The sequence below is a fragment of the Methylobacterium sp. 391_Methyba4 genome (genome assembly GCF_029691625.1).
GTDB lineage: Bacteria > Pseudomonadota > Alphaproteobacteria > Rhizobiales > Beijerinckiaceae > Methylobacterium > Methylobacterium fujisawaense.
On the sequence record NZ_CP121475.1, the window covers coordinates 2,179,183 to 2,203,538 of the forward strand.

Annotated in this window: 20 protein-coding genes and 1 pseudogene; 6 read left to right on the forward strand and 15 right to left on the reverse strand. The window is 65.8% G+C overall.

What is annotated here, in order from left to right; genetic code table 11:
* Window positions 1-78: 78 nt before the first annotated feature.
* The 5 genes from P9K36_RS10115 to P9K36_RS31025 all read right to left on the reverse strand — a co-directional run bounded on the left by P9K36_RS10115 (window position 79) and on the right by P9K36_RS31025 (window position 8,362).
* A complete protein-coding gene (locus P9K36_RS10115) occupies window positions 79-330 on the reverse strand; it encodes a hypothetical protein (protein WP_278306979.1) in 252 nt (83 codons plus the stop codon).
* Entirely contained in the window at window positions 327-3,719 is a 3,393-nt protein-coding gene (locus P9K36_RS10120; RefSeq protein WP_278306980.1) for a hypothetical protein, read from the reverse strand. Before P9K36_RS10120 ends, P9K36_RS10115 begins: the two co-directional genes overlap by 4 nt.
* The gene (locus P9K36_RS10125) at window positions 3,716-4,618 is read right to left on the reverse strand and encodes a hypothetical protein (protein ID WP_278306981.1); all 903 of its coding nucleotides are present in this window, start codon (window positions 4,616-4,618) and stop codon (window positions 3,716-3,718) included. The genes P9K36_RS10120 and P9K36_RS10125 overlap by 4 nt, the downstream gene beginning before the upstream one ends.
* The gene (locus P9K36_RS10130) at window positions 4,615-7,170 is read right to left on the reverse strand and encodes a DEAD/DEAH box helicase (RefSeq protein WP_278306982.1); all 2,556 of its coding nucleotides are present in this window, start codon (window positions 7,168-7,170) and stop codon (window positions 4,615-4,617) included. Before P9K36_RS10130 ends, P9K36_RS10125 begins: the two co-directional genes overlap by 4 nt.
* Window positions 7,171-7,489: 319 nt before the next feature.
* Window positions 7,490-8,362: a transposase gene (locus tag P9K36_RS31025; RefSeq protein WP_347568053.1), complete on the reverse strand. Its 873-nt coding sequence runs from the start codon at window positions 8,360-8,362 to the stop codon at window positions 7,490-7,492.
* Between P9K36_RS31025 and P9K36_RS10140 the strand changes: the two genes are divergently transcribed.
* Together P9K36_RS10140 and P9K36_RS10145 are read left to right on the forward strand one after the other, a co-directional pair.
* Window positions 8,342-8,689, forward strand: a complete 348-nt coding sequence (locus P9K36_RS10140) for a hypothetical protein (RefSeq protein WP_278306984.1) — start codon at window positions 8,342-8,344, stop codon at window positions 8,687-8,689. The two genes, P9K36_RS31025 and P9K36_RS10140, sit on opposite strands and share 21 nt — an antisense overlap.
* A gap of 84 nt (window positions 8,690-8,773) precedes the next feature.
* A pseudogene (locus tag P9K36_RS10145) lies at window positions 8,774-9,305 on the forward strand (methyl-accepting chemotaxis protein); the annotation flags it as partial.
* A 166-nt stretch (window positions 9,306-9,471) separates the two neighbouring features.
* Here the strand turns inward: P9K36_RS10145 and P9K36_RS10150 are convergent.
* The 3 genes from P9K36_RS10150 to P9K36_RS10160 are packed head-to-tail and all read right to left on the reverse strand — an operon-like array spanning window position 9,472 to window position 12,626.
* Window positions 9,472-9,975 (reverse strand): hypothetical protein, encoded by a 504-nt coding sequence (locus tag P9K36_RS10150; RefSeq protein WP_278306985.1) that lies wholly within the window; start codon window positions 9,973-9,975, stop codon window positions 9,472-9,474.
* Between the two features lie 54 nt (window positions 9,976-10,029).
* Window positions 10,030-10,641: a hypothetical protein gene (locus tag P9K36_RS10155; RefSeq protein ID WP_278306986.1), complete on the reverse strand. Its 612-nt coding sequence runs from the start codon at window positions 10,639-10,641 to the stop codon at window positions 10,030-10,032.
* Between the two features lie 44 nt (window positions 10,642-10,685).
* Window positions 10,686-12,626, reverse strand: coding sequence for a hypothetical protein (locus P9K36_RS10160; RefSeq protein ID WP_278306987.1), 1,941 nt, complete (start codon window positions 12,624-12,626; stop codon window positions 10,686-10,688).
* A gap of 428 nt (window positions 12,627-13,054) precedes the next feature.
* Here P9K36_RS10160 and P9K36_RS10165 point away from each other — a divergent pair, with 428 nt between their 5' ends.
* Window positions 13,055-13,633, forward strand: coding sequence for a site-specific integrase (locus P9K36_RS10165; RefSeq protein WP_278306988.1), 579 nt, complete (start codon window positions 13,055-13,057; stop codon window positions 13,631-13,633).
* Between the two features lie 248 nt (window positions 13,634-13,881).
* On the opposite strand, the gene queC is transcribed toward P9K36_RS10165, so the two are convergent.
* The 7 genes from queC to P9K36_RS10200 form a co-directional block, all read right to left on the reverse strand.
* Window positions 13,882-14,613 (reverse strand): 7-cyano-7-deazaguanine synthase QueC, encoded by a 732-nt coding sequence (queC, locus tag P9K36_RS10170; RefSeq protein ID WP_278306989.1) that lies wholly within the window; start codon window positions 14,611-14,613, stop codon window positions 13,882-13,884.
* Window positions 14,606-14,986 carry a 6-carboxytetrahydropterin synthase QueD gene (gene queD, locus P9K36_RS10175; protein ID WP_278307273.1) on the reverse strand — a complete coding sequence of 127 codons (381 nt, stop codon included), beginning with the start codon at window positions 14,984-14,986 and terminating at the stop codon, window positions 14,606-14,608. Before queD ends, queC begins: the two co-directional genes overlap by 8 nt.
* 11 nt (window positions 14,987-14,997) lie before the next feature.
* Window positions 14,998-15,630, reverse strand: a complete 633-nt coding sequence (gene queE, locus P9K36_RS10180) for a 7-carboxy-7-deazaguanine synthase (protein ID WP_278306990.1) — start codon at window positions 15,628-15,630, stop codon at window positions 14,998-15,000.
* A gap of 70 nt (window positions 15,631-15,700) precedes the next feature.
* Complete coding sequence (gene dbpB / locus P9K36_RS10185) at window positions 15,701-16,933, reverse strand: DGQHR domain-containing protein DpdB (RefSeq protein WP_278306991.1); 1,233 nt, start codon at window positions 16,931-16,933, stop codon at window positions 15,701-15,703.
* Window positions 16,930-18,225 carry a tRNA-guanine transglycosylase DpdA gene (gene dpdA, locus P9K36_RS10190; protein WP_278306992.1) on the reverse strand — a complete coding sequence of 432 codons (1,296 nt, stop codon included), beginning with the start codon at window positions 18,223-18,225 and terminating at the stop codon, window positions 16,930-16,932. The genes dbpB (P9K36_RS10185) and dpdA overlap by 4 nt, the downstream gene beginning before the upstream one ends.
* A complete protein-coding gene (gene dbpB / locus P9K36_RS10195; protein ID WP_278306993.1) occupies window positions 18,225-19,445 on the reverse strand; it encodes a DGQHR domain-containing protein DpdB in 1,221 nt (406 codons plus the stop codon). Before dbpB (P9K36_RS10195) ends, dpdA begins: the two co-directional genes overlap by 1 nt.
* On the reverse strand, window positions 19,442-20,464 hold the full coding sequence (locus P9K36_RS10200; RefSeq protein ID WP_278306994.1) for a hypothetical protein: 1,023 nt from the start codon (window positions 20,462-20,464) through the stop codon (window positions 19,442-19,444). Before P9K36_RS10200 ends, dbpB (P9K36_RS10195) begins: the two co-directional genes overlap by 4 nt.
* Before the next feature lie 288 nt (window positions 20,465-20,752).
* On the opposite strand from P9K36_RS10200, the gene P9K36_RS10205 reads away from it, so the two are divergent.
* The 3 genes from P9K36_RS10205 (at window position 20,753) to P9K36_RS10215 (ending at window position 24,304) form a co-directional block, all read left to right on the forward strand.
* On the forward strand, window positions 20,753-21,508 hold the full coding sequence (locus tag P9K36_RS10205; RefSeq protein ID WP_278306995.1) for an RNA-guided endonuclease TnpB family protein: 756 nt from the start codon (window positions 20,753-20,755) through the stop codon (window positions 21,506-21,508).
* 245 nt (window positions 21,509-21,753) lie between these two features.
* Window positions 21,754-23,340 carry a CHASE2 domain-containing protein gene (locus tag P9K36_RS10210; RefSeq protein ID WP_278306996.1) on the forward strand — a complete coding sequence of 529 codons (1,587 nt, stop codon included), beginning with the start codon at window positions 21,754-21,756 and terminating at the stop codon, window positions 23,338-23,340.
* Between the two features lie 49 nt (window positions 23,341-23,389).
* Complete coding sequence (locus P9K36_RS10215) at window positions 23,390-24,304, forward strand: hypothetical protein (RefSeq protein ID WP_278306997.1); 915 nt, start codon at window positions 23,390-23,392, stop codon at window positions 24,302-24,304.
* Window positions 24,305-24,356 lie beyond the last annotated feature (52 nt).

The window sequence follows — 24,356 nt, forward strand, 5'->3', positions numbered from 1 at the left end:
CTACCCGTCGCGCCTTCTGGATCCCTGATCAGCCCGGCTGCGCCACCTCGATCCGCTCCGCCGGGCTGACCAGGGGCGTCACGACACATCCATCCAGGGGGTCAATTTTGGACGCCGATCCGGGGTCAACATTCCACGCTGTTTGACAGCTTCGTGTTCGAAGTCAGTTTCGCGTGCGATGTCGAGGAGAGCCCGCAACCTCTGCACGTGACGTGACGCGTCACGCAAAACGTCGGCCGTGCGGCCAAGGCTCTCGCCGAAGCGTCGACGGTCGACCGCCGGCCCAATCTGCGGCAACAACGCCTCAAGTTCGGTCAGGGCGTCGCTCATGCCGCCTTCGTGGCCCCGCCCGTGGACGCATCGGTGATGGCGGCGCGCAGGTCGCGTCCGACACGCCGCACGTCCTCGATCGACGCCGAGCCACTGCCCTCCCGAACACAACTCTGCCCCTCGGCCAGGAGAGTGCTTACGACCTGCTCGCCGATCTGAATGCAGGTGCGGATGTCCTCCAGATCGCGCGCTGGCGCCCGCGCGAGGCGGCCAAGCTGTAGCGGCGGTCGCAGCGGTGCCGTGCCCTCCTGCTCGCCCGCGATCTCTTCGGCGAGTTCCAGCAGCAATGTCTGCACCCGCACGTCGGCGCCTGTGTCCAGGCGCGCCTTGGTGCGCTGGTAGGTGCCTTTCCACTGATCGACCAAACTGGGCGCAGCGTTGAGCAGGCCGGCGACGCTCTCGACAAGCCGGTCGACCCGCTCGAAGTGCGCGCGGACTGAGCGACCGCGCAAGGCGACGCGCACCGTCTCGGCTCGCTGACGCATCTGCTCTCGCTCGATCCGCACGATGCGTGGCAGACTGTTCTGCAACTCCGCAACGAGTTCGCGAACACGATCGAATTCTCGCACGCCGTGGTCGACCCCAGCGCCGATCGGCACGGGATCGAAGCGTAACGTTTCCCTTAAGCGCGCGATTGCACCCGCCGCGTTCGACAGATCGGCGAGGCCGAAGCCCGTGGATGTGCCTTGCGGGGTACTCAGCATCTTACGCAGCGCGATGCGGAAGGGATCGTCGTGCCAGGCCTTGGTCTTGCTGAGCCAGTCGGACCACGGCGTGCAGCGCGCCGTGGGATCGCTGGCTGCGTCTCCCTCGTCCGACAAAATTGCTCGGAGTTGTACCGGCACAGGATCGGCTGGAATCGAAGTTCCCCGCAGCCAGGCACGCGCGAGGAGAACTTGCGTCAGCGCCGTGACAGGGGTCCAGCGTTGGTCATTGCCGGGCAGGATCGTCAGCCGCCGATCTGCATACCGTGCAACGAGCCTCTCGAGTTGCCGTCGCATGACTGTCAGGCGGCGCCGATGAAACTCGGCATCCTCCACGCTCATGGCGTGATCGAGCCGCAAAGCGACGTACGCCTCGAGACCCTCACGAATCCAACGCTCGCGACCAATACTGAAGTAGTTCCGGTTCGCTGGGGCGGTGCCTTCGATCTTGACCTGCTCCTGCGTGAGCAATCGCCCGAACGTGTAGGGATCGAGTCCGACGCGTCTCGCATCGATCGTCCGCACGAGTTCGAACAAAGTCGCATTCCAACTCGAAGGGTCCTCGAGCGTTCCAGTGTCCTTCCAGACCCTGAGTTGTGTGCGCTGGCGCTCCAATTCGCTGCGCGTCGGCGCGCGCTGGCGGGATGGCGGCGCCGCGACACCTCGTTGGCGTGCAGTACTGAACCCTGGACCAAGTGTCCTCGTGCTCGGCGACCGCAGCCTGAGTAAATCCTCGGCCCGCTCGGACACCTCCGGGGTAGGTGCCTCCGTAGCCTCGACCGGAGCGGGGCCAGCCTCCGCCGCGTCACTCGGCGGTTCTCTCACCACTACCGCGACAGCCTCGGGCGAGTTCGCGTCGGCACGCGTGGCGGTCTGTTCGCCGATCCAGGGCAGGCCGAAGGCCTCGAACACCCCGCGCGGCACGCCTGCGAACGCCAGATCCCCATTCGTGAGGACCGTCGTGTCCGCGCGCTCTTTATCACCCCAATAGGCGAGCACGCGACGAAGTCGCGGTAGAACCTCGTCGGCCGCGCTCACCTCGACGATCCGCTCGAGGCGGGAGGACAATTGGCGGGTGTCTGCTGGGAGGGCCTTGCTCTCGATCAGCACCGTCGGGAACGCGTCAATCTCCACCGCTTCAGGTTGAGAGAGGTTGGGTCCGAGCACGGCTTGCAAGATCCCGCGCGGCGTCTTCCAGGTCATGCCCTGATCATGCTCGTTGAGCGCCTTGAAGAAGCGTTCGAACCCGTCCGCGGTGAAGGGAAATAAGCCGATCCCGTCGACCTCGCCGAAGATGTGATGGCAGGCGCTCTGAACTGGGCAGTGCGTGCATCGGTTCGGCGGTGGGATACCCGGTTCGATGCGCACCTCCTCCCGCCATCGCGTCAATGCCGGCGCACCCACCCGCACAGCCGCGAGATAGCGCGTTGCAAAGGTCAGGCGCGCTGTGCGCTCCCGCAACGTTGCGACGTCCTGGAGTTCGCCCCCGCTTCGCGCGGATCCAAGGCTCAGTTCGTGCGTGATGCGAGCGCGGTAATTTGGGTGAAGTTTATCGTAGTACTGCGGCGTGATCCCGACGACCGAGATCAGCGGGCACATGTCACGCGGCTTTTCGGCACCACGCGTTCCCGCGTTCGTCACGAGGACATCGATGAGGCTGTCGTCGATGCCCTCCCAACTCGTGATGTCCTCGAGGAGAAGCACAAGGCGCTGGCCGCGTTGCTCGAGGGCAGCGCGCACCTCCCGGAACAGTCGCTTCAGACCCTCGGCTGAGACGCCGATGAGGTTGTAGACCGCGTCGTTGCGTCGCCGGTTGAGAGCGTCGAGAAGCGCGATGCTCATTCTGAGGTCGGCACGGCGATCGCGTTCCAGTTCCTCCGCAGTCCACCCGGCCGCCCGATGCTCCTCGATCACCTCGGCTTCCTCGAGAAGGCGCGCGGCCAGTCGCTCCGTCGCCGGCAGAACACCGGTCCCTCGGAAGCCGGCACAAAGCCTTCCCAACTCCTCGATATCGAACAGATCGAAGCTCGCGCTCGCCGAATTCCGCTCGGACTCGCCCTCTCGGGCTTTGCCGTCGAGTACGCTCAGGATGCGCGACGGCCCTTTCCACGCGCGTCTGACCAGCGGATGCCCGACGAGTTCCGTCGCATTGTGCTGCCGGCACCATTCCACGTCGGGGAGAGGTGGGTCGAAATGGCAGGGATCGAGGGCCGCGACGAGATTGCCGAGGAACAGGTTCGCGCGCCCTTGCGGGGTCGCATGATGGCGGCGTCCGAGGGTGTCGAATAGGTCCTTGAACTCGGGTGGGAGTTCGGCTCGCAATTGGCGGAGTGCCCCTTCGAGGCTCCCGTCGGCACGCTGGAGCAGAAGCTTGATGTCAGACCCGCGCGGCCAATTGACGGATAGCCATCGGATCAGATGTGACTTGCCCGACCCAGGCTCGCCTTGAACGACGCAGAAGGCGTGTTCGCGCGTCGGGTCGGTGAGGGCCTCGAGCACCGCACGCTCGTCCCGGCCGCGAATCTCGCCGGCGTGGCTGCCGGCTATCGCGAAATCGCGGATGGGTGTGTGGGTCGCCAGGAACACGCCCTCCTGGCCCTCGAGCGCCTCGTTGCCCAGAACGGGTGCAACGTTCTCGGCGGCCCAGCATGCCGTCCGGGGCGGCGCCAGCGCGTCACTCGTCACTGCGCACCTCCCGAGATCATCACGGCGTGGAAGGTTTGAATTTGGTGTGTGGACTCGGGCGAGAGGTGCACGACGTCCCCCGCGTCGCCGCGCAGGCGTAGTTCGATGACCCCCTCGTCGTGCAAGTTGCGCAAACTCGCGCTCAGGAGCGGCGAGAGTTGGCGACGGCTGGGCGCGTGTCCGATCCGCCGGGCCGTCTCTACGAACATGCGGCCGCCATCGAGGTAGGGTAGACGCTGCGCCAGCCTTTGAAGACATGCCTCCGCCGGCAATTCGACACCCGTCTCCTCTGCACCCATCTCGATATGCAAAAACTCTCGGGCCAGACGCGCGTCGGCAGAGGGGTGAGACTGGCTCACACCGGGAAGTGCGATCGAAAGTCCAAGACAATCGAGCCAGCGCCGCCACGTCGGCAACTTGGTCCGGTTGATTCGGCGCTCGCCGTCGTCGTCGGCCTCGTCGGGCAACGCCTTGTCTGCGGCGTCCGCGAAGGCGTCGGCCGTCCAGCCATGGACGAAGGCGAGCGAGCCCTGCCGATGCGATTCTGTCGCCACATAGGCGTAGGTTTCCAACACAACGGCATCCTTGGCGTGGCTGTCCAGAGACACCAATCGGTCGTGCACCCAGTCGCAGAAGTCGCTGAAGGCCGTGGCCGTGCAGGAGGGATCAAGCCTGAGAAGCCCGGCCTCAGGTCGAACGACCCCGAGGCTCGTCGCAGCTCCGAGCGTTTGCGCGAAGGCCGTTGCCTTCTCGCTGATCGTCTGCTCGGCGACCAAAAAGCCAGGATTGAGCCAATCCTGAGCCTCGCTCCGAGGTAGCGTCCCACCGTTGGCCGCCAAAGCTCCGACGAGCGACCAGACGCGCTCCGGCGTGCCCTGCGTGGATGACAGGATGCTCACGCAGCAACCTCAATACCGCTTCGTGTGGATGCTAGGACATCGAGCATCGCTTCGGTCAGGGGGGCGAGCCGCGACACAGCTTGATCGAGCCGTCGTCCCGCAACCTCGCGCGCTGCCGCTCCGACGACCACGAGCGGCAAGTCGGGCCGGGTCGCAGCGATCTCGCGGCAGCGGGTCAGGAGCGCAGTCGTGACATCGGCGTCGGGCGGCAGGAGGACGGCCGTCCCGGTCCAGGCGAGGTCGCACGTGGCCAGACCTGGCGCGAGCCAATCGTCGTGTGACAGGATGAGCCCTGGTCGTTGTCCCGCACAGGCGACAGCCGTCGCGGCCCTCACCGCGATCTCGTTCGGAACGACGAACTGCTCGACACCCACGGCGAGGAGGCCTTGGAGCAGGCGTGGTAAGCCCTGTTCCCAGTTGGGGTCTTCGGGATCGACCAACGTCAGCCCTGCGGGCAGGTCCGAGCGAACACCGCGGGCCCCGACAGGCCAGACCCGCTCGAGTCCGTGCGGCACGATGGCCAGCGGTGGCGCATCGCCGGCCGCTCGGCACGCCGGACAGCGTCCGCACACCGGGACGTCGCGGCTCTCCGCGCCATCGATCTGCTCGAACACGGTTTGGACGACGCAGCGCTGATACGGCGCGCGCATGACCTTCACGAACCGGCCGGTCTCACGGCGGGCGATCCTCTGCTCGGCGTCGCGCACCGTGAAGACGCGATCCCAAACGTCCTCACGATCGGGATCCAGCAGGGCCGAAGCCGCGAGTTCGACGTCCCACCGCGCCCCGAGATCATCGCCCTCGCCTCCGACCCCGACGACCCGCAACAAGCCGGCACGCTGCATGAGCATGACGAGGCTCATATTCCAGGTCCGGTTGTAGTCGGTCGTCGCATGAGCCGGCAAACCCAGGCGCACGGCGTCGAGATCGAGCGTCATCCGGCGACGTCCTTCGTGCCAACGCCCCGCCAAAGCCTCATCGAGCAGCGCGCGCCAGCGAGCCACCGCCTTCTCACGGGTGAGCCACGATCCTGTCGCTTGCGCCAGGGCGTCATCCACATCGGTGCGGGTCCCCGGTCCGGGAGCATGAGGGGCGCCCTCATCACTGGTGAACAGGCAGACGGCGAGACCTTGATGGCCGTCGCGCGAAGCGCGACCGATTTCCTGATACCAGCGCGAAGGGCCGTCGGGCAGGCAAGCATGGACGATGGTGCGAACGTCCGCCTTGTCGACGCCCATACCGAAGGCCGAGGTGGCGACCACGATGTCGAGGCGGTCTTCGGACCAGTCCCGAACGATACGCCGACGCTCGACCGGATCGGTCAACGCTCCGGTGAACAGGGCCATGCGCGCGTAGCCCCGCGCGCGCAAGCGTTCGTATACGGCCTCTGCTGACAGGCGCTCGCTTGGTCCGTCCGGCGCTTGGTCAGGATCGCCAACCAGGGTTGTGTAGACGATCATCGGTCGCGGCGCCCTGTCGATGACCTGATCGAGGGCCTCGAGGCGGTCGTCATTGCGTGTGTAGTGCTCCACCACGACGTCGAACTCGTAGCGCGGAACCCCGGCGTCGATCTCCAGCCAGGATCCGAGTGCGCCGTAGGCGCCGCGCAGGACGTCCCTGGCTGCCGTGGGAAGCGTCGCCGAGAGCAGGACGGTGCGCAGGGACGGATCCGCCGCGCGCAGTTCGCCGATCAGCGCCGGAAGCCGCTGGAAGTCCGGGCGGAAGCTGCGTCCCCAACTCTCGACGATGTGAGCCTCATCGATCACGACGGCACGCAGATGGGCCTGAAGACCTCCCAGCTTGGTCGCCGGCGGGGCGGCCGCCTCCAATAAAGCGTCCTGTGCGCCACCGAACGCGAGTTCGGGCGACAACAGGAGGATCGGGATCTCGCCGCGCCGAAATGCGTCGAGGAGCGCGGCGCGCGCGGACCCGGTCAGGTCGCCGGTGAGGGCGCGACTTCGCTCAAGTCCCGGTATCGTGGAGAGCGTCCGTTCGTGGTCGAGGGCCAGCGCCACCGTCGGCGTGATCACGACGATGCAGCCCCCGACCTCCCCTTCTCGACACCACAGGGCGTCGAGCTGGAAGATCAAGCTCTTGCCGGAACCGGTCGGCATGCAGACGAGCAGTCCCGCCCCGTCCGGCATCGTGAGCACCGCGCGCGCGGCGGCCTTCTGCGCCGTCGTGCTGTACGCGGTGTGAGGGGTGAGTCTCAGGAGTGCGCCGTCGGGCGTCGCACCCGCCCAGCCCCGGCGGAGCGTCGGGTCGAACCGCTCGGCTTGAAAATATCCCGGCGGGATCGTCGGCAGCGCCCGCTCGTCCAAGATGCGCAATTGACCGTCGTCCGAGCACGTCAAGCCGAAACGATACAGGTGGCTTCTGTGCATCCCATCCAGGCGTAGGCCTTCTGCGGCGAGGTCGACCCGCCCGTCATTCAGGCGCGCTAGGCTGCGCAAGAGCGCGAGGCGGTCCGCAAGCGTCTGGGCGCTCAGAAGCGCGCGGCGGCATCGGTTGCGCGAACGCTCGCGCCAGGTCGCCGCCCGCGTGTCACTCATCGGCCCGAGGGCCCCGTCGCGGGACGATTACTCACCGGTCCGCCAGATTCCTCGAAGAACGTCGTCGCCCAAGCGGCCGTGACAGCGGGAGGCTATTCTGCTCTCCGCGGAACCGCAACCGGAAGGTGCGCTCAGACGAAGCACTGTGCGAAAGAAGTTGAACATCGCGTTGCCGTTTCGGCACACCCCGTTCCAACATTGTTGCACGCCGGAGCCGGCGGGCGTTCGGTGATAACTTCCCCCCGCTGAAGCAGGCGGCTTCTCAGGACAGCTATGCAGTACTCCGCTGGCTTATGTTCTGAGGGCCGATATCCCGGCCCTAGCTGAATGCCCGCCGACGCACGATCTCGGCGGCGGCGACGTCCTGGTCCAGCACACAGCTGCAGGTGCAGCGGTGCAGGCGTTCGCGGAGCGTCTTGGGCCGGATCGTGCTGCAGGCCGGGCAGGTCTGTGAGGTGCCGCGCGGATTGACCAGCACGAGTTCGGCCCCGGCGCTTGCAGCCTTGAACCTGACGAACTCGACGAGCAGCGCCCACGCCGCGTCGTGGATGGACCGGGCGGGCTTCCCGCGCTTCAGCCTGGCGAGGTTGAGCACTTCGAACGCGATGCCTCGGTAGCGCGAGACCAGGGCGCGCATGAGCTTATGTAGGTGATCGCGTCGCTGCTGGGCTATCTTCGCCGAGGCGGCGCCGAGGCGGCCCTTGGCCTTGGGACGCCGACGGCTGCCGCGGCGGCGGCAGGCGAGTTCGCGCTGGCGGCGGCGCGGAAGCGCGCGAACCCGTGCCCGCGCTCGAAGAAGGCCGCGTAGGCTTGGTCGAGCCGACGCAGCACCTGTTGCAGAGCTGTGCACGACCAGCGTCCGAGCCCCTCGGGATCGGCGGTGCGGCAGGTTTTGAGTTCGTCCGCCTGCTGCGCGCAGCGCAGGCTCACGTGCCACCTGCGATAGGGTTCGATACGCTGTTGGAGGCCGGCGTTGTACAAGCCGCAGAAGTCGCGCAGCATGGCGTCGAGGACCACACTTCAAGCGCGGTTGGGCCGAAGGCGGTATTTGCGCGATCGCAGCGCCACACGCAGATCGTATTGGCTTTGTTCCGAGAGCAAAGGCGTTGCCGCATTCCCACGTCGCACTAAGGCGACAGTCCCCTGCGAGAGCATTTGTGGAGCTTAACCCTTGGCTAAAGACAACTGGCACTCAAGATTTGACGCTGTATATGAATTTGGAAAATATTGGGAGAAAAAGGGTAAATTTCGATGGTTCGGAGAGAATATTGCAATATTCGAAGCTGAGATCGAATATGAGGCAAAAGGTCATATAAGATCTGTGGCCACAACTTGCCATCTTACGCACGATGGAAAAATCGAGTTGATCGAAGAAGGCTGGCTCAATCACATTGATCATTATCTAGGCTTCGATATTAGTTGGCAGAAAATGACCCTTACCCCTGACCATGAGCTTCAGGTTGAGGGCAGCGGCCCGAAGATGCCCGGCACCTACGTGGTTCGGATCAAGCCAGCTTGACAGATCTTCCTGCCCTAAAGGACGGGAATTATCGCGGCGCAGGCAGCGAGTTTCGATTCCATCGAGGGCTGCGTACCTGAAGGCTCGGTGGCGCGCATCGGCGACGTCGTCGGGCTGATCTCGACGATTGCCGGGCAGACCAACCTCTTGGCGCTCAACGCCACGATCGAGGCGGCGCGGGCCGGCGCGGGCCGGCGCGGCAGGCAAGGGCTTCGCGGTCGTGGCGTCCGAGGTGAAGGCCTTAGCCGAGCAGACCGCGAAGGCTACGAGCGAGATCTCGGGCCAGATCGCGCAGATCCAGACCTCGACCGGCCAGGCGGTGACGGCGATCGGCGGCATCACGGCACGGATCCAGGAGATCAGCGGGGTGGCGACGAGCATCGCCGCTGCTGTCGAGCAGCAGGGTGCGGCCACGCAGGAGATCGTTAGAAACGTTGGCCAAGCGGCGCAGGGCACGGGCGAGGTCACGAGCACCATCGCCGGCGTAGCGGGCGCGGCGGAGGGTACCGGCGCGGCGGCGAGCCAGGTGCTCGGGGCGGCCTCAGAACTGTCGCGCCAGTCCGAGCACCTCGCTGCCCAGGTCGAGCGCTTCCTCGCAACGGTGCGGGCGGCGTGAGGCGAGAACGCCACCGCGTGATGCCTCCCCGCCTCAGAAGACGGGGCTTCCATGCCCGGACGGACACAGAATCTCGCGCCCCAGACAGGCGATGTTCAGCGCGGCGTTCTGGTCGCGGTCGTGTTCCGCCCCGCGCGGCCACCAAGGCATCCCGATCGTTCGCTGTTCAGCGCACCTGCATTTGGCGCTGACACGTCCGGATCCACTTGCCGCTGAGATGCGACCGGAAGCTGACAGTCCTCGTAGCAGCGTCGAACCGCACCTCCGTGCCATCGGTCGGGTTCGCCGTCGTGTCCTCAGGCAGAGGCGCGACTGAGCACACCCTGCCGCGAACCGTCTGCACCACCTTGCCATCACGTAGCACGTCGACCCGCGCCGGACAGATCGCCGGCTCCGCCACTGCGTTGCGGTCGTTGGCGCCCATGGCGCAGATCCCGCCGGCGAAGGCGACGCTCACGAGGTACGTCGTACCCTCCGCCTCGAAACGCGCGGCATGGAGTTGATAGAACGGTTTCCCGGCCAGTTCACGCTGCCATAGCGGCGTAACCACCGGGGAGAACACCGATGGGTGGCGCGGATCTGAATAGGTCAGCTTCTGCCAGGCTTCAGCCTGCGCGGTGCCGACGCCAGTGCAGCAGACGAGCACCATCGCGACGACGCGCTTGATCATGACATATTCTTTCGTGAGGTGGGGAAATTCTGAGATCGAGCGGGCCGAGATGCCTCAGCCGAAGATCGGCATGAGCTGCCGCTCGATTAGGGTTTCCAGCCGGCGTCCGATCCGAACACGGCGTGCGGTGTGCTCGATGGACAGAACGATACAAAGGCCGAGCCAGGCGATGATCCCGCCGATCGCGTGCGGCAGATACTGCGTCCACTGCGCGGCTACGAGATATACGATGAGGCCGAGGAACCCGTAGGCGACGAGGCCGTAAACGCCGAACAGCATCGCCGGGATGGCCGCCAGAGCGAAGCCTCTCATTACGAACGAGTTACCGCCCCCAAAAATCGCAAGCGTGAGGCGTCCGAAGCCGCTGACGAGGGGGAGGATCCAGCCCCCGCCCGCATAGGTGTCGATGAAGGCGCTCCATCGATCCGGATCGTAGACGTCGATCGTGCGCCGATTGGCGTCGTAGTACAGGGTCTCGGCCCAGTAGGCGTTCCGCGCATCGACGAGGCCGATAGGCAGCCGCCCGGTCCGCGCATCGAGCATGCCGAGGACGACGCCGATGGCGAGACCATCGTGAGTTAGGCGGTACTGTCGCCCGGTGAGCGCCAGCATATCATCGTAGTGCTGCAGGCCGGGGGCGCTACGTTCCAAGGGCTGCAGGAGCATCGGTCGCGACCATCAGGAGCGAGGGCAAGGCGGCAGGGGGGCCGTCAATGGGCGGCGGCGTAGGTCACGGCGAAGTAGCTCTGCCGCGCGCTCACACACCGCGTCGACGTCGCACCCATCTCGATCGCTGTGCGGAACAACGCGCCGCCCGTATGAGGCGCATCGAAGACGAAGAGGCTCGCCGCTCCGGCGAGACCGAGGCCGAGGATGGTGTTCGCCACCTCCTGCTGACCCTGGATCAGGCAGGCGACCGTCGCGAATGGCCCGTCGAGGCCCGGCAAGCTCTTGAGAGCGGTAACGCGCCAGATCCGGACACCGTCGGCGCGGGTCTCGGGCACCAGCGTTCCTTCGAGCGCCGGTGCGTCTCGTCCGAGCGGCGTGATGTGGACGTGCTCACGGGACCAGAAGAACCACCATGAGGTCCTCCGGAAGGCGACTTGGACGCCGTTTGCGGCCGCGGCGACGACGAGCGCACGAGGATCCACGAAACTCACGCGTCCACCCAACGCCGTCAGTCCGAGCGGGCCGTCTGCGAGGACGTCGTCAACGTGGGCCGCTGCCAGCGCCACCTCCGCACGGCGGACGCCGACCTGCCTCTCACCCGCGCGACAGGCGTCGGCGATCGCCTTGCGCAGGTCGTCGCCGCCCGACGGTAGAGGCCGGGTCGAGCGACCGAGATAGGGACCGCAGATGCGGCGTACCGGCAGCAGATTCGCGTCGCTCGGATCGGCAGGCGCGTAGCGAGCGACCACCTCTCGGATTGCGGCATCCCGGGCGACATCCCGCAGCGGCTGCACCAAGGCCGCCGTCCGCGCGCGTAGCGCCTCGTCCACTTCGCCGCGGCCGGGATCGCGCGGGTCGTGGGCCGCTTGCAGATCCTCGGTTGCCGGCTCGAACCAGTCGTTCACCTCCAAGCCGACCAGCGTCTTCGGAGCCTCCGCGAACCGATCAGCCAGCGCGCGCGCCCGGATGTCGATCGCCTGCGCGTTGCGTGCGACCGCCCCATCACGGCAGGTGTGCATCAACGGATCGGTCAAGGCGGGGTCGAAGCCGTCGAAGCCGGTGAACCAGCGGCCGAGCACGGCAGCACAGCGCGTCTGGACCGACAGGATGGGCAAGGCCTTCGGATCCATGGCGGCAAAGCCGGCCTTGATGACGTCGTCGATGCCGTGCTGCTGACGTATCAGCCACGCTTTGGCTTCACGACGGCACGCCCCGACGACGCTCTGTCCGAAGCGCGCGGCCGGCTCCGATCCGGCTGCGGCGCCGCGGAGCGGATCGTTCAGCGCCATGTCGCGGACGGGATCGGGCTGGCGGTACCACGGCCCGAGCAGGTCGCGGCACTGGGCGACATCCGTCCGCACGGGCTCGTCGCCGATGGCCTGAGCCCGGAAATGCTCGGACAACTCGCCATACAGTATGGGCTGGGCTGTACCCAATCGCTCCTCGAGCGCTTGGGCGTAGGCGGCGGGAACGTCCTCATGTCCGACCGCGCCGGCGGTGCCGATGAGGCGGCTCGGATACGTTATGTCCAGGGTGCGCAGGGTTGAGAGGCGAATGTCGAGCGCTCGCGCGCGTTCGCGCACCAGGCGCATGTACAGGGTCGGCACCGCGCGATCACGGCAGTAGCTGTCGAGATCGAGCTGAACCTGGCTCAAGCCCTGGCCAAGTTCGCGCTGCATGATCCAGCCGCACTGGGCATGGAACGGGCCGGCTTCGTCGAGCGACCGCACGGCGGCGAAGCGGGCGTCGAGCAGCCGCTTCAGCTCGGGCGAGGCCGCATCGGCGTGCCGGCGCAGCAGCGCCGTCGCCGGCGCGATGTCCACGAACGGGTGTCTGCCACGGTCGGCAGCGCTGATCTGGTACCAGCGATACTTCACCGCGTTCTCGAGCGTGATCGGAGCCGCCAGCGCCTCCTGCGTGTAAGCATCGACCCAATCGGACGCGGTGGCCGAACCGGCGGATGCCGCCGGCGCGGTAATCACGCCGATCGCGAGAAGCGCGAACGCGAAACGGCGCGGTGAGCCGCCTCTCCGACCGCGCAGCCTTGCGCAGGACCGTTCCGCGCCGCGCAGACCATGTGCAGGTGCATCCAGTGCTGAGGCGGTATTGCGTCCAAGCGATTCGGAAAGAGCAACGCTCTGGTCCGACTCAGCTTTATGCGATTCACAGCAGTCCGGGAACAGGATATGACTGATGGCGATTCGTGAAACAGAATTTCCAATTCTGTTCACTTCTCTGAAAAGACTGGTGTTCTACACTTGCAAAGCTGTGGCAAGCCGAGGTACCGACGTGTTCCATTTCACCCGTACCGAGGCGCAGCGCGCCGACGCGGCGGCGTGGAACAGAATTGGAAAAATCGTTCCTCGATTCGTCGCCAAGGCACGCGGCGGATCTCCGCAGGGTCCGGCCCATGACAACCATCGCGTCGGCTCCTCCGCTGTCGCTCCACACCGTCCGTGGACGGCGCAAGTACCTCACGCCGAGCGAGCGCCTGCGCTTCATCGGCGCGGCGCGGATCTCGCGGCCGGAGGTCGAGACGCTCTGCCTCGTGCTGGCCTGGACCGGCTGCCGGATCACCGAGGCGCTCAACCTGAGGCACGCCGATCTGGATCGCGAGAGCGGGATCATCAGCATACGCTGCCTGAAGAAGCGACGTCCCGGGATCGTGCGCGAGGTACCCGTACCGGCGGCGGTCCTGGTCGCGCTGGAGAATGTGCATGGCCAACAACCGCCCGACACGCGCCTGTGGCCGATAGGACGCACGACCGCTTGGCGGCACATCAAGTCGGTGATGCTGGAGGCCAGGATCGGGGCGAGCGCGGCCTCGCCCAAGGGCCTGCGCCACGGCTTCGGCGTGCACGCGGTGCGCTCCGGCGTGCCGCTCAACCTCCTGCAACGCTGGCTCGGCCATGCCGATATCGCCACCACCTCGATCTATGCTGATGTGATGGGCCCCGAGGAACGGGAGATCGCCGCCCGCATGTGGTAGCGGCCAGTCGTGGTCGTGGCAGGCTCGGCGCTTCAGGGAATGCGCAGTGAGCGTTCTGTGTCAGGATCGCGGCTGACGCCGCGAGCGCGCCCCAACCCTCCCCCCTGAAGGAAGAGGGATTGGCGCGCATTCCGCTATTTTCGAAGTAGGCTTTATTTCCTAACGCTTCGGCGCGAAAGTCCCGCTCGGGGAACCACTCGGGCACATGCTGCGAAGAGGAGGGGCGCGCTGACCTGCCGTACGGACCGTCAGGCCGGATGAACCCGTCGATCGAGATCGGCGTCGGCATCGGAAACCCAGCGTTGATACCCCTTCGCTCGGAGATCGCAGGCCGGGCACACTCCGCAACCCCACCCCCAATCGTGGTGATGATCGCGATCGCCCTGGTAACAGGTGTGCGTTTCGTCTCGCACAATGCGCACAAACTCCCGGCCACCCGTCTGGAGAGCGAGAGCCCACGTTGCCGCTTTATCGATCCACATCAGAGGCGTGTGCAGCACGAAGCGGCGCTCCATGCCGAGATTGAGCGCCACCTGCAGGGCCTTGATCGTGTCGTCTCGACAGTCAGGGTAGCCCGAAAAGTCCGTCTCGCAGACGCCGGTGACGAGGTGGCGGGCATCGCGCCGGTAAGCCAGCGCCGCCGCTAGCGTCAGGAACAGGATGTTTCGGCCCGGTACGAACGTCGTCGGAAGACCGTGTTCTCCCATGGCGATCGCCACGTCATGGGTCAGTGCTGTCTCGCTCACTGCGCCGAGGACGGACAGGTCGAGGAGGTGATCCGGCCCAAGGCGGTCGCGCCAAGCGGGAAATCCTGCCTTGAGCGCAGCAAGCACCCTCGGTCTAACCTCAAGTTCGATCTTGTGGCGTTGACCGTAGTCGAAGCCGACCGTCTCGACGCGGTCGAACCGTTCGAGCGCCCAGGCGAGGCAGGTCGTCGAATCCTGTCCACCCGAGAATAGTACGAGGGCGGTCTCAGCCACGGTGCGACGTCTCCGCGTCCGTTCCTTCGTACTCGGCCCAACAGTGCGGCGTCTCGTAGACGCTGACCGCCGCAAGTTGCGGTAATGCTGGTCGCGCCCGCTCCCAGATCCAGAGCGCGATGTTCTCCGCGGTCGGGTTCTCCAGCCCCGTGACTTCGTTCAGGCAATGGTGGTCGAGTTGCGCGAGCAGCGGTGCGAACGCCGCTTCGACGTCGAAGAAGTCGACGACAAAGCCCGTATGTGGATCGACCTCGCCCTTCAGCCGCATCTCCACACGGTAAGAGTGCCCGTGCATGCGGTAGCAGCGGTGCGTCATTGGCACATGTGGCAGACGATGCGCAGCCTCGAAGGTGAAGGCCTGCGTGATTTTCATCGAATGGATACTCATCGAATTCCGAGATCCTTGTGGGTCTGTACGCCGAGGCGCCACGTCGGGTGTGCGAGACAGTAGGCGACTGCGGCTGCCGTATTGGAGGCGCGATCCGGCCCGTCCATTGGCTGTAGGATGAAGTGGTCGAAGGCCAAGCCGACGTAGCGCTCGGGTTCAGCCCCGATCTGCGGATAGACGAGCTTGATCTCATCGCCTTCCGTTAGAACGAGGTCCGCTCCGGCCTTCGGGCTGACGCAGAGCCAATCGATGCTGGGCGGGGCCGCCTGCGTGCCGTTCGTCTCGACCGCGATCTCGAAGCCGCGCGCGTGCAGGGCGGCAATTAATTCTGCATCGACTTGGAGCAGAGGCTCGCCGCCTGTGAGCACGACGAGGTGGTGCATCGCGCCGCCGTTCCACGCCGCCTCGATCGCGCGGGCCAGATCGTCTGCCGACCCGAAGCGGCCACCGCTCGTGCCGTCGGTGCCGATAAAGTCGGTGTCGCAGAAGCGGCAGATCGCGCGCGCGCGGTCCTGCTCGCGCCCGGACCAGAGGTTGCAGCCCGTGAAGCGGCAGAATACCGCGGCACGGCCGGCATTCCGGCCCTCACCCTGGAGCGTGTAGAAGATCTCCTTGACTGCGTACGACACCGGTCCACCTCCAAGGCGCGCACGCTAGAACCCATTCGGCCCAACGACGTCGCTGTATGATTTTGGGCGATCAGCCCCTTCTCGAGGGGGCCGCCGCGAGGGTGCGGAGCAGTGGTAGCATGTCGTTGAGGAGGGGATCAGCATCTTGCTGGCCGCCGTCGCGTACAGCGCCCTCCCCTTCCCGTGCACGCCTCAGAATGCCGACGAGGTGGAGCGATAGCTTCCGGAGATCTGCCGGCACGTTTTGAAGACCGTTCCACGATCGAGTTTCGTCGTCGAAGCGCCAAGCGCCGGAGGTCCACGCCGTTCGCCCGACGAGCGGCCTCAGCCCAGCCACGAACTCTGCTCGGTCCTCGGCGCCATCGACCCCGTGCAGGAACTCCATGGCGTAGCCCAGAGCGATGATGCCGGCTCCGTGCACGAGGCGCGAGGTCTTGGGCGTGTGGCCGTCCCAGGCGTTCGCGAAGAGGTGCCGGACGGCATGGAAGAATTCACTGATCAGGCGCGTGCCGTGTTCCAGCAAGAGCGCGTCATCCCCGGCATAGAGCCGCAGTGCGCCATCGGTGATCGAGTTGATGATCATCTTCTGAAGCACCGTGTCGCGGATGATGCCCCGCGGGTTCGTCTGCTGGCGGATCATGCCGCGCAGGGACGACTCGGGCCGATAGTTGAGAGCTTCCGTCAGGAGAGCCGCTTGGCTGCGACTGGACATTCTGGCCGGCAGATGCCCCATGCGCGGGAGCAACTCGTAGACGAGGGCCTTCGGCAGCGGCCGGGTCGAGTTGATCAGGATGAATTGGCGGTGCAGTTCCTCAAGGCTGCCGCAGAGAAACCCGGAGACGAGAACCTCGAAGTCGCGATCGACCAGCTTCGAGAGGGCTGTGAAGCGCTGCTGTCCGTCGACGATCCAACCGACCGGCTCGCCGCCCGCTTCGATCGTGAGCCGTCCCTGTCCCGGCGCCGTCCGCTCCAGGTGCACGCCGCCTATGAAGCCCACGATGATCGCGTTCGGCAGGATCGCCTCGGGTTTCTCCAGGTAATCCCTGATCTCGTTGATGTGGCTCGCGATCTGAGGGCGCTGGAAGCCGCTGAGCGCGCCCTCTGAGCTGCGGCCAGCTCGTTCGATCCGTGCGAACCGGTCGATGTCACAGGCGCGCGCGGCAAACGTGAAGACGGGGCACTCGCCGCTCTGCCGGGGCAGGATGACGTCGTAGACCAGGGCATTAGTCTCCGACCGCGGGGAAGGCTGTTCGACGTCCGCCTTCCGCACGAGCGCCACGGCCTTGGAGTTGGATGGACTCACGCGACGACCTCCGCCCTGAACGCACTCAGGTGTTTGTGAAAGACGTGAAGATTGTGCATGCCCCGTCGCTTGTTCCGGTTGGAGGAACGGAAGATCAGGGCTTCGACGCCCCCTTCCCGGCAGACCCGGCAGCTACACAGTTCCCAGGGGCGATCTTCGAGCGTTCGAGTGTAGATCTGGCGCTGACGCTGGAGGGCTTCGGCCCGTCGCGCGGGCGACACCTCCTCGTTCCAGTTCAGGGTGTCCCAGTAGGCCATGACACCGTCAAGGGCCTCCTCGACACCGGCGTCCCTGGCGGCGTAGCGGCGGACGCCCGCCAGTGCGGTGGCCTCAAGGCGCTGGATCACCTCCTGATTGACACTCCCCTTAAGCGCTTTTCGCTTCAGGTGGTTATTCTCGACGGCCTGCGGGATCCGCAACGCCGTGTAGAAGGTGAGATTGCCCGCCCGGTCACGGGCCCAGTAGTTCTTGCGCGCGTCCTTGAAGGCGCGCACGAGCGGTGAAGTCGTGTCAAAGCTCGCCACCCCGAAGCGCTCGAGGTCGGCGAGGTGCTCGATCTTGCCGAAGCCGAGGACGTGCAGGTGCACGCCTGTCGAGATCGGCACCGCGTCACGGATCGCGCTCAGCACGCGGCGGATCTGCTCGATCTTGAGGGGTACGGTGCCTCCCACCGCGAGGGTCTCGTAACCCATGCGTGCCAAGTCTGCGGCGGCGCGCGCCATGCTCGGGGCCGACCAGCCCTGGATGACACCCATCGGCGTGAAACCTCGCCCGAGGCGTCGCGCACCGGCCAAGAATTCACTGGCGTTCTGAAGCGTAAGATCGTAACGGCCTCGGGTCGCCTCTGGGACCGCCTCGCGTGTGCGGCCCTCCCCCTCGTCGAGATCGAAGATGATGTGGTCGGGCGAGCAGCCGTGTGTGAAACGACCATCGCCGTAGAACGTGAGCGTGTCTTCGGGCTTGTAAGGCGGCTCCGCCATGGCCGCATATGAGAAGGCGCCACAGTCGCCCATGACGATGCTGCCGGGATACTCGTCCTCGGCGTAGCGCAGGAAACGGCGTGCGCCTTCGCGCCGGAACCGCATCATCTGGCTCTCGGAGTACTTGCCCGTGCGAAATGCGTCGCCGACGATCGCGCGCGAGACGAGGATCCCGTCATAGGGTGCCTCGTCGAGGAACTCGTGGGGGTACTGGTCCCCGCTATGCCGGGTCCGGTCGCGCGCGTTGCGATCGGCGAGGAAGTCGAAGCCCGGATCGACGACGTCGAGGGCATCGGCGAAGACGAAGCGCATCAGGCGACCGCCTTGGTGAAGGCGGCCTGGTGGTCGAGGCGCGCGAGGTGATCCGTCAGCGCGCGCACATCGCGGGAGATGTTTTGCACCTCGTCCCAGCCGCGGCCGATCTCTGTCCAGTGCCCCTCCGTCCAATGGCAGTGGGGTGCGATGCGCCCCAGCGCCTCGCGAGCGAAGCGGCGCGGATCGGCGGCTGCGCCAACGCGCGACATGATCCGGTCCATAAGGCAGCCCATCGCCAGCAAGCCGGCTGAGTGCATGAGGCGACTGCGCGAGGGCGGCAGCCCCCAGGCGTCCGGGAACGTCTCGCGAACCGCCGACCAGAACGCGACGAGGACACGGTACATCGCCTCCGCATCGGTGGGGCGATCTCCGGCGCCTTTGTAGGGCGCGAGGGCGCCGAGCGGGCTCGCGATGGAAGCACGGATCACCGCCACCAATGCGCTATCGATGACGACGCCCGCGTCCGCCGGCGGTCGTCCGGGACCGCCCTGACCGGAATCGGAGGGTCGTCGGACGAGGCCGTGAAATGGCGAGGCGGGATCCGTGTTGAGACGATCGCACAAGGCGCTCGGGATCCGTCGCGGCGCGAGATCGCGCGGCAACTCCCCGGCGACCTCGGGCAGGAGCTCGTCGATGAGACGGCTCGACAAAGGCTTGGCCTTGTTGACCAAGATAAACTGCTGTCGGTGCAGGGCGAGATCCTCGGACGCGAACGCGACGACCGGAACGGGGAGCGAGCGGTTGCGGGCCTGCGCAAGCGCGAGGCAGCGCTGCTGGCCGTCGATGACCCAAGCGGATTTCGGATCCCCATCACGCAGCGGCTTCGGCAAGTAGAGGGTGCCAGCCTCGGCGGCACGCACCTCACCCGTCGGTTTCTCGCCGCGCGAGCGGACGAAACTGGCACTCGGCGTAATCGCGAGCAGGACGGCATTCGGGAATAGCACCGACTTCGCGCTGTCGAGGAAGGTTGTAATCGACCGGACGTGGTCGCGGATCTCCCGACGCTGGAAGCCGCGTAATCCTCCCCGGTCCGCGTCACGGTGGATGCGGCTGATCTCGGCAACCCGGAGGAGATCAGCGCCCGGGAGGAAAAAGGTATACACGGCGACGCCGTCCGCCTGCATTGTGCGCAGAGCACGCACCACGAGATGATCGTGCGCCGAGCGTGATTTCAGACGGCTCTCGCTCGGCCGGTTCGTCGGCATCGCTCTCGTCATCGCGCTGCTCCCTCGGGTTCGGTCTGCGTCACGCTGCGGTAGAGGCGCGCGAAGCGGGTTGCTTCGCAGGCGATCCCGTCTTCGTCCCGGACTGCTCGCAACAAGCGGGAGACACTCGGCGGGGATGCGCTGGCTGAGAGGTGCGCCGAGATGCGCTGCGCGATGATCGCATCGGTAACCCGGGAGCGCTGGGGCGCAGGCTCCATTTTGGCCACCCCGAGCGCGTCCTCGACCATACTGCGGTGCGCCGCGATATCTGTCGCGCCGGGAACCTTCGCACGCTCGTCAGCGAGAAGATCGACGAAGTGGCCTAGACCTCTCTGGCAGAAGTCGCCTCGCACGCCCGGAACGAGACGGTTGAGGCGATTATCATATGGAAGAAGGGCGGCCGTGCGGACGCGCCCCGGGAGATGGCGCGCGAGATCGGCGCCCACGATCCTGACGCGCGTCAAGCAAGCCTCATCCAGGGCGGAGAGATCGTCGGACAGGAGACGCGCGTAAGCATGCGAGAGGGCTATCAGAATCAGGCCGTCGCCCTGAAAGACTTCGGTGAATGCCGTCGCGTATGGGCCGTTCTGAAGCGCGCGCCACCAGGAGGCGGGATCGAAATCGCCTTTGACGCGGCCACGAACCGCGTCCGGTCCTGCGATGCCGGTCACGGTCAACCCGTAGGCCGGAACGTCGCGGTCAGCGCGCACGAGACCAAGGCCCGCCGAGGCGATAAAGAAATCACATCGTGCCCGAACTGCCGCGCGACCGGCGGTCCCGAAGCCACGGCCCCGGTACAGATCGCTGGCCGCAAGGCACGTCGGGAGTTCGGACAGGCGCCTCTGCCACGCAGTTTCAAGCACCGACTGCGCGGCCTGTGGGAGGGAAACTGCGCGCGCGCTTTCCGCGGCCGCGACAGCCTTTCGAGCAGAGCACGGCGCAATGACCGCGGCGACACGCGGCCCCGCAATCTGCGAATGCGCTGAAAATCGTCGGCTGTTGTTGTCAGAAACTGTCGGCAGCATGGTCATTTTGAATGCCCACGAAAGGGGCCAAACAGGTGGTTCGATATCGGTGTGCGAAGCAGTTTCCCGTCGCTCGCGCCACATTAGACATCCTTCGCGCTCGCAGCCAGAGGGGGCGCGTGGTTGTGTCGGGCTTTTTATCGCTCGGTCCGGACGCGCGCGGTTGTCGGCGCCACAAACGGTCGGCCAGCGCAGTTTTGTGCTGAGCGCCTCCCGACAAGCCGTTATTAACTGTCGCTGTTGTGTCGCGTCAGGCCGTGGTTCGGCCGGCTTAGGCTGCTGCGCGATAACGCTGTGTTCATCGCGCACATCCAGTGGCAACGTCAGACGTTGCCGCAGCAGGTGTTGTTCCGGGTTGAGGTAGAGCCCTCGCCCGTGCCGGAGCCGCTGCGTCCGGCGATTGACATCGATCTGGGGCTCATGACGTTCGCCGTCTCCACGGACGGCGCGTCGGTCGCTAACCCGCGCTGGTTGCGCCAGCGCCAGCATCGTCTCCGACGGGCGAAGCGGGCGTTGGCGAGGAAGAAGAGAGGCTCGAACAGCCGGGAGAAGGCGAGGCGTACGGTGGCACGCCTGGACGTGCGCGTCGCCGACGCGCGGCGCGATCATCACCATAAGCTCTCGACCCAGTGGATCCGCGAGAACCAAGCGATTCACGTCGAGACGCTCAACGTGCGCGGGCTCGCCCGCACGCGGCTGGTGTGTTCGCTCTATGACGCCGCTTGGGGCTCGCTCTTTGTGATGCTCCGGTACAAGGCGGCGTGTTACGGGCGCGACCTGGTCGCGATTGACCGCTTCTTCCCGAGCACGCGCACGTGTTCGTATTGCGGCGTCGTGGGTCCCAAGCGGGCGCTGCACGTCAGGGCGTGGACCTGCGACGCCTGCGGCGTCACGCACGACCGCGACGCGAATGCAGCGCACAACATCGTGGCCGCGGGGCACGCGGTCAGGGCCGGGTCCGATCCCCGACGATGGCCTGTGGAGGGGTTGTCAGACGCGCCGGGTCTGGCCCAGAGCGCAGCTCCAGTGAAACAGGAACTTGCGGCGTGAGCCACAAGGAATCCTCGCCCTTCAAGAGCGAGGAGGTTCTGTCAATAGGCGCCTGTCCGACTTCTGGATTCACAAGCTGTGCCGTGATAAATAGTCAAGAACGAGTCGTTGTGCTGCGTCCCTGGTGTATCGCACTGCAGTGCTGAAGCCTCAATTACGAGCGTCGAGTTCTGCTGCTGCAGCGCCTCGCCGATTGCAATTTGCGGTGCGTTCCGGGTCAAAATGCGAGGTGGTCTAAAATTCTGATGTGCCCGACCGAGATCAAGAGAAAGATCATCTCGGCTTTTGCCCACTTAATGACGGGCGCACTGTTTGCTGGCACGATGTCAGTGCTGGTTGTCATCTGCCCGTCCGTGCCGTTACTCGGAAATCCTTTCCTTGCCATAAGCCGGATCGGCACCGGGTGGGGCATGGGGGTCTACGCAGATCGATTCGGCGGTCGCCGTCGCGAACTGGCATCGGCGTTCCTCGAGCCTCGCCTGGTGTTTCTCGATCTCTCTCAAGAGGCGTGCGAGGCCTTCTACAAGCGTGAACGCGACAGAGGGCGGTGCCAAGCGGGGCACCCTGCACAACCCGAACTCGTGTTTGAAACGCTCAAAGCCGTGCTCCGTAGCAGACCAGCTCCAGCCGTCGTCATTCTCGATGCGGCCTTGATCGACCGCCAGAGCGCGCCGCTATGGCCGGGGCCGGACGCAGCGGCCCTGCCCCTTGACGGGCCCCCGGTCATCTACAGCGTCGCCGGGCGGCGGTCGGATGGCGGCACGAAGCTTTGGCTCGCTCGCGAGCCCGATTCCGACTTGTTGCGCCTTGTCCCACGGCACCGGCTCGTCGTGGCCGCCGCCCGCACGTTCACCATCCCGGACGGCACGGATCAGGGCTATCCTCCTATGGTCGAGGTGAGGCCGATCGAAGGTGGCACGCAGTTCCTGGTGCCGAGCGTCCCTTATGCGGCGGCCATCGCGGTCGCCAATCGCGGTGCCACGCTGCGGTCGTTCGCGGACGCGCTTCGAGAGGGTCAGGCAACGCCTTGTGAGATCGCGGGAGGCAGCGGCGCGGGAGAGGCACGGGAAGCCAACGTGTGCTTGGACGCGCCCAGCGGAACGGTCACGAGCAGGGTGCAAGAGATCCTGTATTCGCTGCGTTCGCTCGCCTACGACATCGATCCCGACGTCGCTTCGATGTCCGTGGTCACATCCAACGACAGCGATAAGCGTGATGCCGCGTATGTCCGCGTTCGCCTCGGAGCGAATGCGGCCACGACCGAACGGGTCGAGCCGTTTCCCGCGTGGTCCATGGCTGACGCCGTGGTCGTGATTGGCACTTCCGCCCTCAGTGCTGAGGACGTGCACGCAACGCCCATCGGCCCGATGGCGGGGCCCGAAGTGGTACTGAACGCGGTCCGTTCGTTCCTTCGGTTCGCGACGGCGGAGCGCCCCGGCCTGATCGCTAGGTTGGAACACAAGGCGATCCTCATCCTCATCACGACGGTGATCTACCTTCCTGCCTGGCTGAGCATAGAGTTCCTTGTCGCGGGCGTCAGACATCGCCCGACGTTCGACCGTGCTGGCATTCGCGCAGGCGTTGCATCCATATTCGTGCTGGCTTTCTTGGCGTCAGCCGTCGGCATGACGTTATTCGAAGTGTATCATTCGACATTGCAGATTGAGAAAGGTGAGTATCCTCCCGACCTATTGACACCCCTTGTCGCTTTTAGTCTCGAAGGATTCGCTGAGGGTGCGGTATGGTTCTTGCGAACTACGCATTATGGCGTGGAGATACTGTTTCATAGGATGCTCAAATCGATGCATGGGCTGCGTGGGCGGCCTAATTGAAGAACGATACCGCGATACCGGGGCAAGCATCGTAGTAGGAAGATCGGCAATGCAACGAAGTCTTGCTCCAGCCGCGGCGTTGTTTGCAGCGACGGCGACCCTCGTCACGTCTGTCGGCATCTCCGCCGCTCAAGGGGACATTCCGAGCGAACAAGCCGTCCTCGACGCTCAGGCGTTCGTTGCCGTGTACAAATCACCGCTCGGAGGCGCGGCCGTCGTACGCCGGAAGGGCCGCGAATTGCCCGTTTATCCCGGGATGCTCCTTTTCGACGACGACATCGTGGAGATTGTGTCCGGACAGCCGGACCTCGTCATAGACCCGTTCCGTGGCAACAGCCGGATCGTGCTATCGCCGCAGCAGAACGTGCATCGCGTCAGGCGCGAAAGTACGATGGCTCAGACCTTCGCGCCGCCCCTGTGGGTTCGGCGGTTGTTCGCCTCAACGGCGCTCATTCAAAGCAGCCCGACGATCGCGCGCGGCGAGGGCGAGGATGAACGTCCTGACGTGCCAGCAGCGGCTTGCGACGGCCCGGCCCGGCGCCCGGCGGCAGTTCAAGCCATCGGTCGCCGGCGCACGCATATCACCATCCTCTGGGGTCGGTTGCCCGTGCGCCGCATCACTCTTCTTCGCGCGGACGGCAGTTCCTTGCGGGTGCTTCCTGCCATCGGGACGGACGGCGACATCCGGCTCGAGCCGACCGATGCGAATGGCCTGGCAACGATTGGCCTCGAAGACCGAGCGGGAAAGCGGCTGCGGGAGCTCGCGGTGCGCTTCGTCGCAGAAGACGCAACAGGCGCACCGGAAGCACGATTGGCGAATGCCATCGCTAGCCTCGCCGGCAACTGCGTGGGCCGTGACGCGCGCGGCCTCGAAGCTGTCTCGACGATCGCGGAACTCCGAACTTCATCGCCCGTCGCCGCGGTCGTGTACCGGGCCATCGCACGCGGTGCTATTCGATGGTGACGAATGCGTGTGCCGCCCGTGCGCGGGACGCCGATTGCCTTGGCCGACCAAG